Source organism: Pseudomonas sp. KBN10P06128, from assembly GCF_037574945.1.
Lineage (GTDB): Bacteria > Pseudomonadota > Gammaproteobacteria > Pseudomonadales > Pseudomonadaceae > Pseudomonas > Pseudomonas aeruginosa.
On sequence record NZ_JBBELR010000001.1, the window covers coordinates 6,188,743 to 6,204,230 of the forward strand.

A 15,488-nucleotide genomic window follows, 5' to 3' on the forward strand; every position below is an offset into this window, starting at 1 on the left:
ATATTGGAAATCATATAAACCTATCTATATCCTTTGCCACATAACCTCCAACAACGACCCCTTGTCCCTGAAATCCAGGTGGCGCGGCCTCGTTGTGCCTGCTCGCCACCGTCCCCAGAGGTGCCCCGTGAGCAATCCGCAAGTCCGGCCACAGGCCGAAGAAGAACCCGCGTTAATCGAGGCGGCCCGCGAAGCAGCCAACGAGGTGCTGGAAGCCGCCACCGAAGTCGAACGCTATATCGAAAAAGGCACCCCGCAGTTCATGCGCACCTCCCTGGCGCTGTTCTCCGGCGGTTTCGCCACCTTTGCCCTGCTCTACTGCATCCAGCCGATGATGCCGGTGCTGTCCAAGGCGTTTTCCATCAGCGCCGCGGAAAGCAGCCTGGCATTGTCCGTCGCCACCGCCATGCTCGCCCTTGGCCTGCTGGTCACCGGCCCGATCTCCGACGCGATCGGCCGCAAGCCGGTGATGGTCGTCTCGCTGCTGGCCGCCGCGCTGTTCACCCTCGGCAGCGCGGTGATGCCCACCTGGCATGGCGTGCTGCTGATGCGCGCGCTGGTCGGGCTGTCCTTGAGCGGCCTGGCCGCGGTGGCGATGACCTATCTCAGCGAAGAGATCCATCCGCAGCACATCGGCTTGTCGATGGGCCTGTACATCGGCGGCAACGCCATCGGCGGGATGAGCGGACGCCTGATCAGCGGCGTCCTGGTCGATTTCATCTCCTGGCATGCCGCACTGGCGGTCCTCGGCGGCCTGGCCCTGGTCGCCGCGCTGGTGTTCTGGCGCGTGCTGCCCGAATCGAAACACTTCCGGCCGGCACCGCTGAAGCCGGCGACCCTGCTCAACGGCTACCGCTTGCACTTCCGCGACGCCGGACTGCCCTGGCTGTTCCTGATCGGCTTCCTGCTGATGGGCAGCTTCGTCACCCTGTTCAACTACATCGGCTACCGCCTGCTGGCCGAGCCCTACCACATGAGCCAGGCGGTGGTCGGCGTGCTCTCGGTGGTTTACCTCTCGGGCATCTACAGCTCGGCCTGGGTCGGTTCGCTGGCCGACAAGCTGGGGCGACGCAAGGTGCTCTGGGCGGTCATCCTGCTGATGCTCGGCGGCCTGCTGCTGACCCTGTTCGAGCCGATCCCGCTGATGCTCGCCGGCCTGCTGCTGTTCACCTTCGGCTTCTTCGGCGCGCACTCGGTGGCGAGCAGCTGGATCGGGCGCCGCGCCCTGCGCGCCAAGGGCCAGGCCTCGTCGCTCTATCTGTTCAGCTACTACGTCGGCTCGAGCCTGGCCGGCACCCTTGGCGGGGTGTTCTGGCATTACTACGGCTGGAACGGCATCGGGCTGTTCATCGGCTCGCTGCTGGTGGTCGCGGTATTGGTCTCGCTGCACCTGGCGCGCCTGCCGGCCCTGCCTGGCAACACCCTGGCGCAGCCCGCCCACTGAGTTCGAGGCGCCGGTCTCCCGGCGCCTTCACTCCGACCAGAAGCGTACTCCGGTCAGTTCTTCCGATAGCGCCCACAGCCGCGCGGCCAGCCCCAGGTCGCGCGCATTCCGCGGAATCCGCGCCGCTGCCGGATAACCGCGGGTTTCCAGCCAGCGATCCGGGCCGACATAGGCGCCGCCATACCAGCGCTGTTCGGTCAGCGCGGAAAGTGCCGGCAACGCCCCCATCTCCGCCGATTGCGCGAACGCTCCGTTGGCCACCTTCATCGCCCAGCGTCCCAGGCGCGAACCGGACATCGCCGGTGCCGCGTACTGCAGGTTGGTCGCCGCGTAGCCCGGATGCGCCGCCAGGCTCTGCAGAAGCACGCCCCGCTGGCCGGCGCGGCGCTGCAACTCCAGGCTGAACAGCAGATTGGCCTGCTTGCTGTGGCAATAGGCGAGATAGCGGTTGTAGCCGCGCTCGGCGTTGAGGTCGTCGAGCGGCAGCCGGCCGAACTGGTTGAAACCGCTGGTCATACCCACCACCCTGGGCCGTGGAGCGGCCAGCAACGAGTCCAGCAGCAGTCCCGTAAGCGCGAAGTGGCCAAGGTGATTGGTGCCCATCTGCATCTCGAAACCGTCGCGGGTACGCCGCAGGGGCAGGAACATCACTCCGGCGTTGTTGAACAAGAGATCGAGGCGTTCGTGGCGCTGGCGGAAACCGGCGGCGCAGGCGCGGATCGAGGCGAGGTCGGCCAGGTCGAGATCGGCCAGCTCCAGGCGTGCCTGGGGATACTCGTCGAGGATCGCCCGCCGCGCCCGCTCCGCCTGTTCGCGATTGCGGCAGGCCATCACCACGGTTGCCCCTTTGCCGGCCAGCGTGCGCGCCGCCTGCCAACCCAGGCCGCTGTTGGCGCCGGTGACCAGCGCCAGGCGCCCGGCCAGTTGCGGAATGTTGCGTCGTGCCCAGGGATGCATCGCTCGTTCTCCGCTTGACTGCGTTGCCGGGCAGTATCGCGGCGCCAGCCAATGCAGCGGCAGACGCGCTCGCGCCAGACTGCCGATCATTTCGGGCCAGGACACGCCAGCATGAGCCGCCGCACGGACTCCGACGCACCGACCATCACCGCCGCCTATCCGCGCCTGCTGCTCGGCCTGCTGGAGGAACGCGGCCTGGACGGACGCGCGCTGCTGCGGGAAATCGGTCTGTCGACGCTGCGACTGGAAGAGCCGGAAGCACGCGTCACATCGCAGCAGTACCAGGCGATCGCCGCCGCGGCGCTCGCGCTGAGCGGCGACCCCGGCCTCGGCGCACAGCTCGCCTTGCGCACGCCTCCCACCGCCCATGGCAGCCTGGGCTACGCGATGATGGCCTCGGCGACGCTCGGCGATGCCTTGTGCCTGGCGCTGCGCTACATGCCGCTGCTGCAGGGCAACGTCGAAATCAGCCTGCTGCGCGAGGACGAGCAGGTGATCCTGCGCCTGCTGCCAGGCCCCGCGCTCCCGCCGGCGCTGCACCGGTACTTCAGCGAAGCCCTGCTGATCGGCCTGTATCGCTCCGGCGCCTGGCTGCTCGGCGAACCGGCCCTGGTCGGCAGGCTCGACTTCGACTATCCCGAACCTGCCGTGCCTGTGCCACTGCCGCAGTGCCGCTACGACCAGGCCCACGTCCAGCTGGTGTTCCCCGCCATCCTGCTCGCCCGCTCGCTACCGATGGCCGATCCGGCTGCATTGCGCCGCGCCCGCGAACACTGCGAACGCGAACTGGCGCTGCTCGATGCCGGCCGCCGGGACATCTGCGCCCGCGTGCGGCTGGAGCTGGAACGGCAGGAACAGCGTTTCCCCAACCTGGAGGAAGTAGCCACGCGCCTGCACCTGTCCAGCCGCAGCCTCAAGCGGCATCTGCATGACGCCGGCACCAGCTTTCGCCAGTTGCTCGGCCAGGCTCGCCAGCGCCAGGCCTTGCGATTGCTGCGGCGTCCCGAGGTGTCGTTGCAGCGTATCGCCCTGTACCTGGGCTACAGCGATCCAACCAACTTCACCCGCGCCTTCAAGCGCTGGACCGGCGAGCCGCCGAGCGACACCCGCGCCCGCCTGCTGGGCGGGCAACCAGTTTCACGAACAAATGCCAAGCGCTCGACAAATCCCTCGCGTTTCCCTTGAGCGCGGCAAGCGCTGTCCTATGCTGCTGCGGCCGGCATCCGGCCGGCCTCGACAGCGATATGAAAGGGACTTTATGAAACCAGCGATCAAGCGCGCCTGCCTGCTCGGCACGGCACTGTTCTCCCTCTGCGCCAGCGCAGCCCAGGCGGCCGGCGTTCTGGTAGGAACCTGGGACCTGCGGGGCAACGGCCAGCTCGCCGCGGTCTACCGCGACGGCGCCAACCTGCAGGTGGTGGAAGGCGGCAGCACCCGCAACTACAGCTTCGGCAACGTGGTCTGGTCGGTCTTCGGCGCCACCGATACCGACGGCCAGCCAGGCGCGGAAATCCTGGTCAAGGCCGGTCCCGACCTGGTGATCGTCTCCCACGCCAGCACCACCCAGCGCAAGTACCCGGTAGGCAACGTCTCCTGGGCGATCATGCGTGCCACCGACGTCGACAACGTCGCCGGCGACGAAGTCATCCTCAGCATCGGCAACGGCGTGCGCACCGTATTCGATCGCACCCGTACGCAACGCGACGCCACCTTCAGCTACAACGGCACCTGGGGCCTGTTCGACGTCGCCGACGTGGACGGCGCGCCGGGCAAGGAACTGGTGCTGAACATGGGCAACGGCGTCAAGGTCATCGACCCGCGCACCAGTGGCGCCAAGGACTTCACCTTCAGCGGCTACCACGCGCTCGCACAGATCGCCGACCTCGACGGCCAGCCCGGCGCGGAGATCATCGGCCGCACCAGCACCGGCATCTACGTGATCAGCAACGCCAGTTCCCGCAAGGAATACAGCATCGGCGCCAGCGCCTGGGCACTCTATGGCGGCACCGCGGACACCGACGGCAAGCCGAGCAACGAGCTGATCGTGGTGATGCAGGGCAAGGTGCGGGTCATCCACCACGCCAGCGGCGCCAGCAACGACTACCGCATCGGCGACGTCAACTACAGCATCGATTCGGTGGCCGACATGGATGGCCAGCCGGGCGCGGAAATCCTCGTGCGCGACGCCAACGGCAAGCTGTTCGTGATCAACGACCGCACCGGCAAGGTAAGCAGTTGAGCCGGGCGGGTTGCGTAGGGCGGGTACGCCACCGGCGCGACCCCGCCAACCAACGCGCCGGAGGGCCGTCGGCCCGCGCATGAAAAAGGGGAGCCTCTGCTCCCCTTCTTTCGTTCCGGCTCAGCCGTGGTACTGCGCCGACAGCTCGTGCACCGCCTCGAAGAAGGCGCCGGCATGGGCCGGGTCGACTTCCGGGGTAATGCCGTGGCCGAGATTGAACACATGCCCCGTACCCTTGCCGTAGGCCGCCAGGATCCGCGCGACTTCGGCGCGGATCGCCGCCGGATTGGCGTAGAGCACCGAGGGATCCATGTTGCCTTGCAGGGCTACGCGCTCACCGACACGGGTCCGGGCGCTGCCGATGTCGCAGGCCCAGTCCAGGCCCAGCGCCTCGGCGCCAACCTCGGCCATCGACTCCAGCCACAGGCCGCCTCCCTTGGTGAAGAGGATCACCGGCACCCGGCGTCCGTCGTGCTCACGGATCAATCCATCGACGATCTTGCGCATGTAGGCCAGGGAGAACTCCTGGTAGGCCGCCGCCGACAGGCTGCCGCCCCATGAGTCGAAGATCTGCACCGCCTGGGCGCCGGCGCGGATCTGCCCGTTGAGGTAGCTGGTCACCGATTGCGCCAGCTTGTCCAGCAGAGCGTGCATGGCCTTGGGGTTGTCGTAGAGCATCGCCTTGGACTTGCGGAAGTCCTTGCTCGAGCCGCCCTCGACCATGTAGGTGGCGAGGGTCCAGGGGCTGCCGGAAAAGCCGATCAGCGGTACGCGGCCGTTCAGCTCGCGGCGGATGGTGCGCACGGCGTCCATCACATAGCCCAGGTCCTGTTCCGGGTCGGGAACCGGCAGCGCCTCGATGTCGGCCAGCGACGAGACCACCTTGCGGAAGCGCGGGCCTTCGCCGGTCTCGAAGTACAGGCCCTGGCCCATGGCATCGGGAATGGTCAGGATGTCGGAGAAGAGGATCGCGGCGTCCAGCTGCGGGTAACGGTCCAGCGGCTGCAAGGTCACTTCGCAGGCCAGCTCCGGGTTCATGCACAGGCTCATGAAATCGCCGGCCTTGGCACGGGTGGCACGGTATTCCGGCAGGTAACGACCGGCCTGGCGCATCATCCAGACGGGGGTGACATCGACGGGCTGCTTGAGCAGGGCGCGGAGGAAGCGGTCGTTCTTCAGGGCAGTCATAACGGCATCCGATCAAAGGCTGCTGGCTTCACGCGGGCGCGTGCGGAAGAGGGTTATCCACAGGCCGGCGGGCGAAAAGGGCCGCTATTGTCGCAAAGCACAAAACAAAAGGCACGGCGGGGGCCGTGCCTTTTGTCTATCGCGGTGATTTGTCGCAGCGCCGGTGGCGCCGCGGGTCAGACGCCAAGGTAGTCGAGGATGCCTTCGGCCGCGGTACGCCCTTCGAAGATCGCCGTCACCACCAGGTCGGAACCACGGACCATGTCGCCACCGGCGAAGATCTTCGGGTTGCTGGTCTGGTGCTTGAACTGCGCCTGCGCCGGAGCCACCACGCGGCCCTGGCTGTCGGTGGCGATCTCGAAGCGCTCGAACCACGGCGCCGGACTCGGCCGGAAGCCGAAGGCGATCAGCACGGCTTCCGCCGGGATGATCTCCTCGGAGCCGGGGATCGGTTCGGGGCTGCGGCGTCCGCGGGCGTCCGGCTCGCCGAGACGGGTCTCGACCACCTTCACGCCTTCCACCCGGTCCTCGCCGACGATGGCGATGGGCTGGCGGTTGAAGAGGAACTTCACGCCCTCTTCCTTGGCGTTCTTCACTTCCTTGCGCGAGCCCGGCATGTTTTCTTCGTCACGGCGATAGGCACAGGTCACCGACTTGGCGCCCTGGCGGATCGAAGTGCGGTTGCAGTCCATCGCGGTGTCGCCGCCGCCCAGGACCACCACGCGCTTGCCCTTCATGTCGACGAAGTCCTCGGCCGACTTCTCGAAGCCGAGGTTGCGGTTCACGTTGGCGATGAGGAAGTCCAGGGCGTCGTGTACGCCCGGCAGGTCCTCGCCGGGGAAACCACCCTTCATGTAGGTGTAGGTGCCCATCCCCATGAACACGGCATCGTACTCATCGAGCAACTGCTCCATGGTCACGTCCTTGCCGATCTCGGTGTTCAGGCGGAACTCGATGCCCATGCCGGTGAACACCTCGCGGCGACGGCTGAGGACGTGCTTCTCCAGCTTGAACTCGGGAATGCCGAAGGTCAGCAGGCCGCCGATCTCCGGGTTGCGGTCGAACACCACCGGGGTCACGCCGTTGCGCACCAGCACGTCGGCGCAGCCGAGGCCGGCCGGGCCGGCACCGATCACCGCGACGCGCCTGCCGGTCGGCTTGACCTTGGACAGGTCCGGGCGCCAGCCCATGGCGAAGGCCGTATCGGTGATGTATTTCTCCACCGAGCCGATGGTCACCGCGCCAAAGCCGTCGTTGAGGGTACAGGCACCCTCGCAGAGGCGGTCCTGCGGGCAGACCCGGCCGCAGACTTCCGGCAGGGTGTTGGTCTGGTGCGACAGTTCGGCGGCGGCCAGGATGTTGCCTTCGGAAACCAGCTTCAGCCAGTTCGGGATGAAGTTGTGCACCGGGCACTTCCACTCGCAGTAGGGGTTGCCGCAGCCCAGGCAGCGGTGGGCCTGGTCGGCGGCCTGCTGCGGCTTGAACAGGTCGTGGATCTCCACGAACTCGCGCTTGCGCTGGCGCAGCAGCTTCTTCTTCGGGTCCTTGCGCCCGACTTCGATGAACTGGAAATCGTTGTTCAGGCGGTCGGAATTCAGACGTTCAGACATATCGAAACCTCATCACAACTTCGGGCGCTTATTGCGGGTTGGCACGGGTGCTGGTCAGCAGCGAACCGAGGCTGGCCGCCTTCGGTTTCACCAGCCAGAACCGACGCAGGTAGTCATCCAGGTTTTCCAGGATGTTCGCGCCCCACTCGCTTGCCGTTTCGTTCACGTACTCGACCAGGACCTTGCGCAGGTGGCTGCGATAGGCCTCCATCGCCTCGCCGCTGATCCGCTGGATTTCCACCAGCTCGTGGTTCACGCGGTCGACGAAAGTGTTGTCCATGTCGAGAACGTAGGCGAAGCCCCCGGTCATGCCGGAGCCGAAGTTGTAGCCGGTCTTGCCCAGCACGCAGACGAAACCGCCGGTCATGTATTCGCAGCAGTGGTCGCCGGTGCCTTCCACCACCGCATGGGAACCGGAGTTGCGCACGGCGAAGCGCTCGCCGGCGGTTCCGGCGGCGAACAGCTTGCCGCCGGTGGCGCCGTACAGGCAGGTGTTGCCGACGATGGCCGATTCCTGGGTCTTGAACGGGCTGCCCTTGGGCGGGGTGATGACCAGCTTGCCGCCGGTCATGCCCTTGCCTACGTAGTCGTTGGCGTCGCCTTCCAGGTACAGGTGCAGGCCACCGGCGTTCCACACGCCGAAGCTCTGTCCCGCGGTGCCCTTGAAACGGAACACCACCGGTGCCTTGGCCATGCCCTGGTTGCCGTGCAGGCGGGCGATCTCGCCGGATACCCGCGCGCCGATGGATCGGTCGCAGTTGCAGATGTCCAGCTCGTACTCGCCGCCGCTCAGGCCTTCGATGGCGGCCTTCGACAGCTCGACCATCTTCTCGGCCAGCAGGCCCTGGTCGAACGGCGGGTTTTTCTCCACCTCGCAGAACTGCGGCTTGTCGGCCGGGATCAGGTCACTGCCCAGCAACGGAGCGAGATCCAGGTTCTGCTGCTTGGCGGTCTCGCCGGGGAGGATCTCCAGCAGGTCGGTGCGGCCGATCAGTTCGCCCAGGCTGCGCACGCCGAGGCGCGCCAGCCACTCGCGGGTTTCCGTGGCGATGAAGGTGAAGAAGTTGATCACCATCGCGGTGGTGCCGATGAAGTGGTCCTTGCGCAGCTTGTCGTTCTGCGTCGCCACGCCGGTGGCGCAGTTGTTCAGGTGGCAGATGCGCAGGTACTTGCAGCCCAGGGCGATCATCGGTGCGGTGCCGAAGCCGAAGCTCTCGGCGCCGAGGATGGCCGCCTTGATCACGTCCAGGCCGGTCTTCAGGCCGCCATCGGTCTGCACCCGGACCTTGCCGCGCAGGTCGTTGCCGCGCAGGGTCTGGTGGGTTTCCGCCAGGCCCAGTTCCCAGGGCGAGCCGGCGTACTTGATCGAGGTGATCGGCGAGGCGCCGGTACCGCCGTCGTAGCCGGAGATGGTGATCAAGTCCGCATAGGCCTTGGCCACGCCGGCGGCGATGGTGCCGACGCCAGGCTCGGATACCAGCTTCACCGATACCAGCGCCTGCGGGTTGACCTGCTTGAGGTCGAAGATCAGCTGCGCCAGGTCTTCGATGGAGTAGATGTCGTGGTGCGGCGGCGGCGAGATCAGGGTCACGCCGGGCACCGCATAGCGCAGGCGGGCGATCAGGCCGTTGACCTTGCCGCCCGGCAACTGGCCGCCCTCGCCGGGCTTGGCGCCCTGGGCCACCTTGATCTGCAGGACCTCGGCGTTGACCAGGTATTCCGGGGTCACGCCGAAGCGGCCGGTAGCCACCTGCTTGATCTTCGAACTCTTCAGCGTGCCGTAGCGCGCCGGGTCCTCGCCGCCCTCGCCGGAGTTGGAACGACCGCCCAGGGTGTTCATCGCCTCGGCCAGCGCCTCGTGGGCCTCCGGCGACAGCGCGCCGAGGGAAATCCCGGCGGCATCGAAGCGCTTGAAGATGGCTTCCAGCGGCTCCACCTCGTCGAGCGCCAGCGGCTGCGCGGCGGTCTTCACCTGCAACAGGTCGCGGATCATCGACACCGGGCGCTGGTCCACCAGCGCGGTGTATTCCTTGAACTTCTCGTAGTCGCCCTGCTGCACGGCAGCCTGCAGGGTATTCACCACATCCGGGTTGTAGGCGTGGTATTCGCCGCCATAGACGAACTTCAGCAAGCCGCCCTGCTGGATCGGCTTGCGGTTGCTCCAGGCCTCGGCGGCCAGGAGCTTCTGCTCGTTCTCGATATCGACGAAGCGCGCACCCTGGATGCGGCTGGCGACTCCGGTGAAGCACAGGCCGGTAACCTCGTCGGACAGGCCCACCGCCTCGAACAGCTGCGCGCCACGGTAGGACGCGACGGTGGAGATGCCCATCTTCGAGAGAATCTTCATCAGGCCCTTGGAGATCCCCTTGCGGTAGTACTTGAACACCTCGTAGAGGTCGCCCAGCACTTCACCGGTGCGGATCAGGTCGGCCAGCACCTCGTAGGCGAGGAACGGATAGACCGCCGAGGCGCCGAAGCCGATCAGCACCGCGAAATGGTGCGGATCGCGGGCGGTGGCGGTCTCCACCAGGATGTTGGAGTCGCAGCGCAGCCCGGTCTGCACCAGGCGGTGATGCACCGCGCCGACGGCCAGGGCAGCATGCACCGGCAGTTTGCCGGGAGCGATATGGCGGTCGCTGAGGATCAGCAGCACCTTGCCGCCGCGCACGGCTTCCTCGGCCTGGTCGGCGATGTTGCGCACCGCGGCCTCCAGGCCCATCGACTCGTCGTAGTTGAGGTCGATGAAGTGGCGGTCGAAGCCCGGGCGGTCCAGGGTCATGATGGTCCGCCACTTCGCCGGCGAGATCACCGGAGTGGTGAGGATCGCCTGGTTGGCATGGTGCGGGGCTTCCTCGAAGATGTTCTGCTCGACGCCCAGGCAGGTTTCCAGGGACATCACGATGGCTTCGCGCAGCGGGTCGATCGGCGGGTTGGTGACCTGGGCGAATTGCTGGCGGAAGTAATCGTACGGAGAGCGGATGCGCCGGGAGAGGATCGCCATCGGCGTATCGTCGCCCATGGAGCCCACCGCTTCCTGGCCCTGCTCGCCGAGCGGACGCAGCACCTGGTCACGCTCCTCGAAGGTGACCTGGAACATCTTCATGAATTGCTTGAGCTGGTCGGCGTCGTAGCTGGCCACGCCATGGTCGTCGTCCAGGGTCGCCTGGATGCGCAGGGCATTCTGCCGCAGCCATTGCTTGTAGGGATGGCGCGACTTCAGGCGGTTGTCGATGTCGTCGCTGTGCAGGACCTGGCCGGTCTCGGTGTCCACCGCGAGGATCTGCCCCGGACCGACGCGACCCTTGGCGATGACGTCCTCGGGCTTGTAGTCCCAGACGCCGATCTCCGAGGCCAGGGTGATGTAGCCGTTCTTCGTGGTGACCCAGCGCGACGGGCGCAGGCCATTGCGGTCGAGCAGGCAGACGGCATAGCGACCGTCGGTCAGCACGACGCCGGCGGGGCCATCCCAGGGCTCCATGTGCAGCGAGTTGTACTCGTAGAACGCGCGCAGGTCGGCGTCCATGGTCTCGACGTTCTGCCAGGCCGGCGGGATGATCATGCGCAGGCCGCGGAACAGGTCCATGCCGCCGGTGACCATCAGTTCGAGCATGTTGTCCATGCTCGACGAGTCGGAGCCGACGCGGTTCACCAGCGGGCCTAGCTCTTCCAGGTCGGGGATCAGTTCGTTGGTGAACTTGGTCCGCCGCGCCTGGGCCCAGTTGCGGTTGCCGGTGATGGTGTTGATCTCGCCGTTGTGGGCGAGGAAGCGGAAAGGCTGCGCCAGCGGCCATTTCGGCAGGGTGTTGGTGGAGAAGCGCTGGTGGAATACGCAGATCGCGGTCTGCAGGCGCTCGTCGCCAAGGTCCGGATAGAAGGCGGCCAGGTCGGCCGGCATCATCAGGCCCTTATAGATGATGGTCTTGTGCGAAAAGCTGCAGATGTAGTGGTCGCTGTCGGCGGCGTTGGCCACCGACGAGCGGCGCCGTGCGCTGAACAGCTTGATGGCGAAGTCCTGGTCGCTCAGGCCGGCGCCGCCGATGAACACCTGTTCGATCTGCGGCAGGCGCTCCAGCGCCAGGCGGCCGAGAACGCTGGTATCGATCGGCACCTTGCGCCAGCCGACCAGCTCCAGTCCGGCGGCGACGATCTCGCGATTCATGTTCTCGCGTGCCGCCTCGGCTTTCACCGGGTCCTGGTTGAAGAACACCATGCCCACCGCGTATTGCTCGGGCAGGTCGACAGAAAAGGCTTCCCTGGCGACGGCACGCAGGAACAGGTCGGGCTTCTGGATCAGCAGCCCGCAGCCGTCCCCGGTCTTGCCATCGGCATTGATCCCACCGCGGTGGGTCATGCAGGTCAGTGCTTCGATTGCGGTTTGCAGAAGTTGATGGCTCGGCTCGCCCTGCATATGGGCGATCAGGCCAAATCCGCAGTTATCCTTGAACGTTTCAGGATGGTACAGACCTGCTTTCATAAGGAACTCTCACCGGCAAAACTTTTTTAGTCATCTACTTCGCCTGTCACCCGCTCATGCGGCGAGTTTTCGACAGGCAAAGGGAGGCCATTGTACATAGGTGCACAAGGCCTCACAAATTTTGCGGCGAGAAAATGAAATTCAATGTCGCCAAAATGAAAGACGAAACCCGCCGGTCATGCTAACGACTAGCGAGTTTCGTCAAGAGGCGACGGCAGGTCGGATCAATGCGCCTGGCCGATCTCCTGCTGGATGCTGGCGAAGGTACGCGGCCACGGCTTGCCGGCCTGCACCTTGGACGGCAGTTTTTTCACTGCGGCCAGGGCGGCGGCACGATTCGGGAAGCTGCCATAGGTGACGACGTAGAACGGCTTGCCTTGCAGGGTTTTCTTGAAGTAGCGGAAATCGCCGCCGCCCTGCTGGCGAATGAACGCCTGGGCATTGGCTTCGGAGCCGGTACCGAGGATCTGCAGGGCGAAGTTACCACCAGACTGGTTGCGATACCACTGACTTCCCGCACCGCCACCGCTGGCCGGCTTGGCGGCCGGAGCCGGGGCCGGCTTCGCCGCGGCGGTGGTGGCCGGCTTGCTCGCCGCCGGCTTGGCCGGAGCGGGGACAGGGGCGGGGGCGGGGGCCGGCTTGCTGGCCGGGGCGCTGGCGACCGGCGCGGCCGGTGCCGGGGTCTGCGCCGGAGTCGGGGTCGCCGCAGGCGCGGTCGGTTCGGTCGGCGCCGGCGGCACCGGATGCATCGGCGTGACGCCGTTGTTGGCCAGCGGCGTCACCGGAGGAGCCGAGCTGGAAACGGTAGGCGGCACCGCGGCGGACGGCAGGCCGCCTTCGTCGTCGCCACCTTGCCCGGCGGCCTGGGCCAGCGGCTCGCGAATGACCGGCTGCGACTCGCCGACCAACGGTAGCGGCAACGGCTGGCTGGAGCCGTTGAACTCCACGGCCGGGCCGCTGCCCGGCTGCTGGGCCTGGGCCGGCGTAGCGCCATTCATGGACAATTCGGTAGAGGCGGTCTGCGGCGCCTCCGGCTTGCTCTTGCCTTGCATGAACCAGGCGGCGATCACGCCGATGGCCACGACCGCAAGAATCACCAGATGCTTCTTGGGCAAGTTGAAAGACCCTCCGGTTGCCTTGCGCGCTGCGCCACGATTGGCCAGCATCGCTTCGATCAGGGCATCGCGGGCGACCTGGTTGATCGCTCCCGGCCAGCCTTCCGACTGCTCGTGGATGTCCACCAGCAGGTCGTTGGAAATCAGCTCGATGCCCTGCCCGGCGCCCTCGAGACGCTGGGCCAGGTAGTCGCGGGTTTCCTCTTCGCTGTATGGCTGCAACTCGATGGCATGGAAGCGCTCCTCACCCTCGGAAAACACCTCCAGGCGCGGCAGCAACGACGGCTCACCGAACAGGAATACATGCAGGCGTCCCTCGTTGGTGCCGGAAGCCAGCAGCAACAGCACTTCCAGCGCGCTGTCCTGGAGCTGCTCGGCATCGTCCACCATCAGGTAGACGTCCTGCCCGGTGATCGCCAGCTGCGCCACCTTGGTCAGGATCGCCTCCAGGCTCGCCTGGTTGATGCTCAGGCCCTGCGCCACCTGGCGCAGCAACGAAGTCTCGTCGGCGGCGGTGCGCGCCGAGATCACCACGCTGAGGACCGCATCCTTGTTGGTGCTGGCCACCAGCGCCTGGCGCAACAGGGTCTTGCCGCTGCCCAGGGGCCCGGTGACCAGCAGCAGGAGCTGGCTGTAGCGGGCCAGATGGTGCAACTGGCCGAGCACCGGCTTGCGCTGCGCCGGGAAGAACTTGAAACCCGGAACGCGCGGCGCGAACGGGTCGTGACTGAATTGGTAGTGGCCCAGGAAGGCCTCATCGGCATGCAAGCTGGTCATGGGACCTCATTCATCTCCAAGCTGGTCGGCCAAGGCCCGATAGTCGGTGCGCAGGGTCGCGTCCAAGATCTCACGGGGAAAATCGCCGGTGACCACGGCATTCCCCAGTCCTTGCAGCAAAACCAGACGCAGGCGGCCATCGAGCACTTTCTTGTCGACGGCCATGTGTTCCATAAAATCTTCCGCCGTCATCTCGGCCGGCGGTACCACGGGCAGGCCAGCCCGGCGCAGCAGACGGATACCGCGATCGCGCTCGGCGGCGCTCAGCCAACCCAACCGATGCGACATCTCGAGTGCCATCACGGTTCCCGCCCCTACCGCTTCGCCGTGCAACCAGACGCCGTAACCTTGCTGGGTCTCGATCGCGTGACCGAAGGTATGGCCGAGGTTCAGCGTGGCACGCACGCCCGACTCGCGCTCGTCGGCGCCCACCACGCGGGCCTTCGCCGCGCAAGAGCGCTCGATGGCCTCGGTGACAACGGTCGGCTCCAGTGCCAGCAAGGCATCCATGTGCTCTTCCAGCCAGGTGATGAACGGTTCGTCGCAAATGAAACCGTACTTGATCACCTCCGCCAGCCCGGCGGACAGCTCGCGGAACGGCAGCGTCTTCAGCGACGCGGTGTCGATGACCACCGCCTGGGGCTGGTAGAACGCACCGATCATGTTCTTGCCCAACGGATGGTTGATCCCGGTCTTGCCGCCCACCGAGGAGTCGACCTGGGACAACAGGGTGGTCGGCACCTGGATGAAGTTGACCCCACGCTGGTAGCAGGCCGCGGCGAAACCGGCCATGTCACCGATGACGCCGCCGCCCAGGGCGATCAGGGTAGTCTTGCGGTCATGCCGCTCCTTCAGCAGGGCATCGAAGATCAGTTGCAGGGTTTCCCACTGCTTGTAGGCCTCGCCGTCGGGCAGCACCACAGGGGTGACCTCGTGGCCTTGCAGTGCCTTGAGCAGGGTTTCCAGATAGAGAGGAGCGACCGTTTCGTTGCTGATCACCGCGACCCGGCGACCGACGATATGCGGCGCGAACCAGCGGGCGTCGCCCAGCAGGTTTTCACCGATGTAAATGGGATAGCTACGCTCGCCTAGATCGACGTGAAGTGTGCGCATGAGGCCCCCAGACAGGAAAGGGCAATAGGATAACGCAATTCGCCGCGCCTCAGCGGGGCGGCAACTTGCGCAGGCGTTCGAGAATTTCCTGGACGACCAGGCGCGGCGGCCTTTCGTCGGTCTCCACCACCACATCGGCGATTTCGCGGTAGAGCGGGTCGCGCAGCGCCATCAGGTCGCGGAGGATCTGTCCCGGGTTGGGCTTCTGCAACAAGGGGCGGTTGCGGTCCCGCGCCGTGCGCGCGATCTGGTGCTCGACCGAGGCATGCAGGTACACAACCCGGCCACCGGCGCGCAGCACCTGGCGGTTACCGTCGCGCATCACCGCCCCGCCGCCGGTGGCGATCACCATGCCGTCGGCGGCGCAGAGTTCGGTGAGCATGGCCTGCTCGCGCTCGCGGAAACCGACCTCGCCCTCGACATCGAAGATCCATGGGATATTCGCGCCGCACCGCTGTTCGATCTCCTTGTCGGAGTCCTTGAACGCGAGATGCAGCTCCTTGGCGAGCAGGCGCCCGATGGTGCTCTTTCCAGCACCCATCGGGCCGACGAGGATCAGGTTGACCACGTT

The 15,488-nt window shown here is 66.3% G+C and carries 10 protein-coding genes; 3 read left to right on the top strand and 7 right to left on the bottom strand.

What is annotated here, in order from left to right; translation table 11 throughout:
- The first annotated feature begins 127 nt into the window (after window positions 1-127).
- Window positions 128-1,444 (top strand): MFS transporter, encoded by a 1,317-nt coding sequence (locus tag VQ065_RS28865; protein ID WP_003095819.1) that lies wholly within the window; start codon window positions 128-130, stop codon window positions 1,442-1,444.
- Window positions 1,445-1,471: 27 nt separating this feature from the next.
- Here VQ065_RS28865 and VQ065_RS28870 read toward each other — a convergent pair whose 3' ends face one another.
- A complete protein-coding gene (locus tag VQ065_RS28870) occupies window positions 1,472-2,401 on the bottom strand; it encodes an oxidoreductase (RefSeq protein WP_003095820.1) in 930 nt (309 codons plus the stop codon).
- A 111-nt stretch (window positions 2,402-2,512) separates the two neighbouring features.
- Here VQ065_RS28870 and VQ065_RS28875 point away from each other — a divergent pair, with 111 nt between their 5' ends.
- Window positions 2,513-3,586 (top strand): AraC family transcriptional regulator, encoded by a 1,074-nt coding sequence (locus VQ065_RS28875; protein ID WP_003095821.1) that lies wholly within the window; start codon window positions 2,513-2,515, stop codon window positions 3,584-3,586.
- A gap of 73 nt (window positions 3,587-3,659) precedes the next feature.
- Entirely contained in the window at window positions 3,660-4,640 is a 981-nt protein-coding gene (locus VQ065_RS28880) for a hypothetical protein (RefSeq protein WP_003095824.1), read from the top strand.
- 120 nt (window positions 4,641-4,760) lie between these two features.
- Here the strand turns inward: VQ065_RS28880 and hemE are convergent, their stop codons facing one another.
- The 6 genes from hemE to aroK form a co-directional block, all read right to left on the bottom strand.
- On the bottom strand, window positions 4,761-5,828 hold the full coding sequence (gene hemE / locus VQ065_RS28885; protein WP_003095827.1) for a uroporphyrinogen decarboxylase: 1,068 nt from the start codon (window positions 5,826-5,828) through the stop codon (window positions 4,761-4,763).
- Between the two features lie 176 nt (window positions 5,829-6,004).
- Entirely contained in the window at window positions 6,005-7,438 is a 1,434-nt protein-coding gene (locus tag VQ065_RS28890; protein ID WP_003095829.1) for an FAD-dependent oxidoreductase, read from the bottom strand.
- Between the two features lie 28 nt (window positions 7,439-7,466).
- The gene (gene gltB, locus VQ065_RS28895; protein WP_003141775.1) at window positions 7,467-11,912 is read right to left on the bottom strand and encodes a glutamate synthase large subunit; all 4,446 of its coding nucleotides are present in this window, start codon (window positions 11,910-11,912) and stop codon (window positions 7,467-7,469) included.
- 224 nt (window positions 11,913-12,136) lie between these two features.
- Window positions 12,137-13,804: an AAA family ATPase gene (locus VQ065_RS28900; protein ID WP_014603509.1), complete on the bottom strand. Its 1,668-nt coding sequence runs from the start codon at window positions 13,802-13,804 to the stop codon at window positions 12,137-12,139.
- 6 nt (window positions 13,805-13,810) lie between these two features.
- Window positions 13,811-14,917, bottom strand: a complete 1,107-nt coding sequence (gene aroB / locus VQ065_RS28905) for a 3-dehydroquinate synthase (protein WP_003095831.1) — start codon at window positions 14,915-14,917, stop codon at window positions 13,811-13,813.
- Between the two features lie 49 nt (window positions 14,918-14,966).
- The gene (aroK, locus tag VQ065_RS28910) at window positions 14,967-15,485 is read right to left on the bottom strand and encodes a shikimate kinase AroK (protein WP_003095833.1); all 519 of its coding nucleotides are present in this window, start codon (window positions 15,483-15,485) and stop codon (window positions 14,967-14,969) included.
- Between the last annotated feature and the right edge of the window lie 3 nt (window positions 15,486-15,488).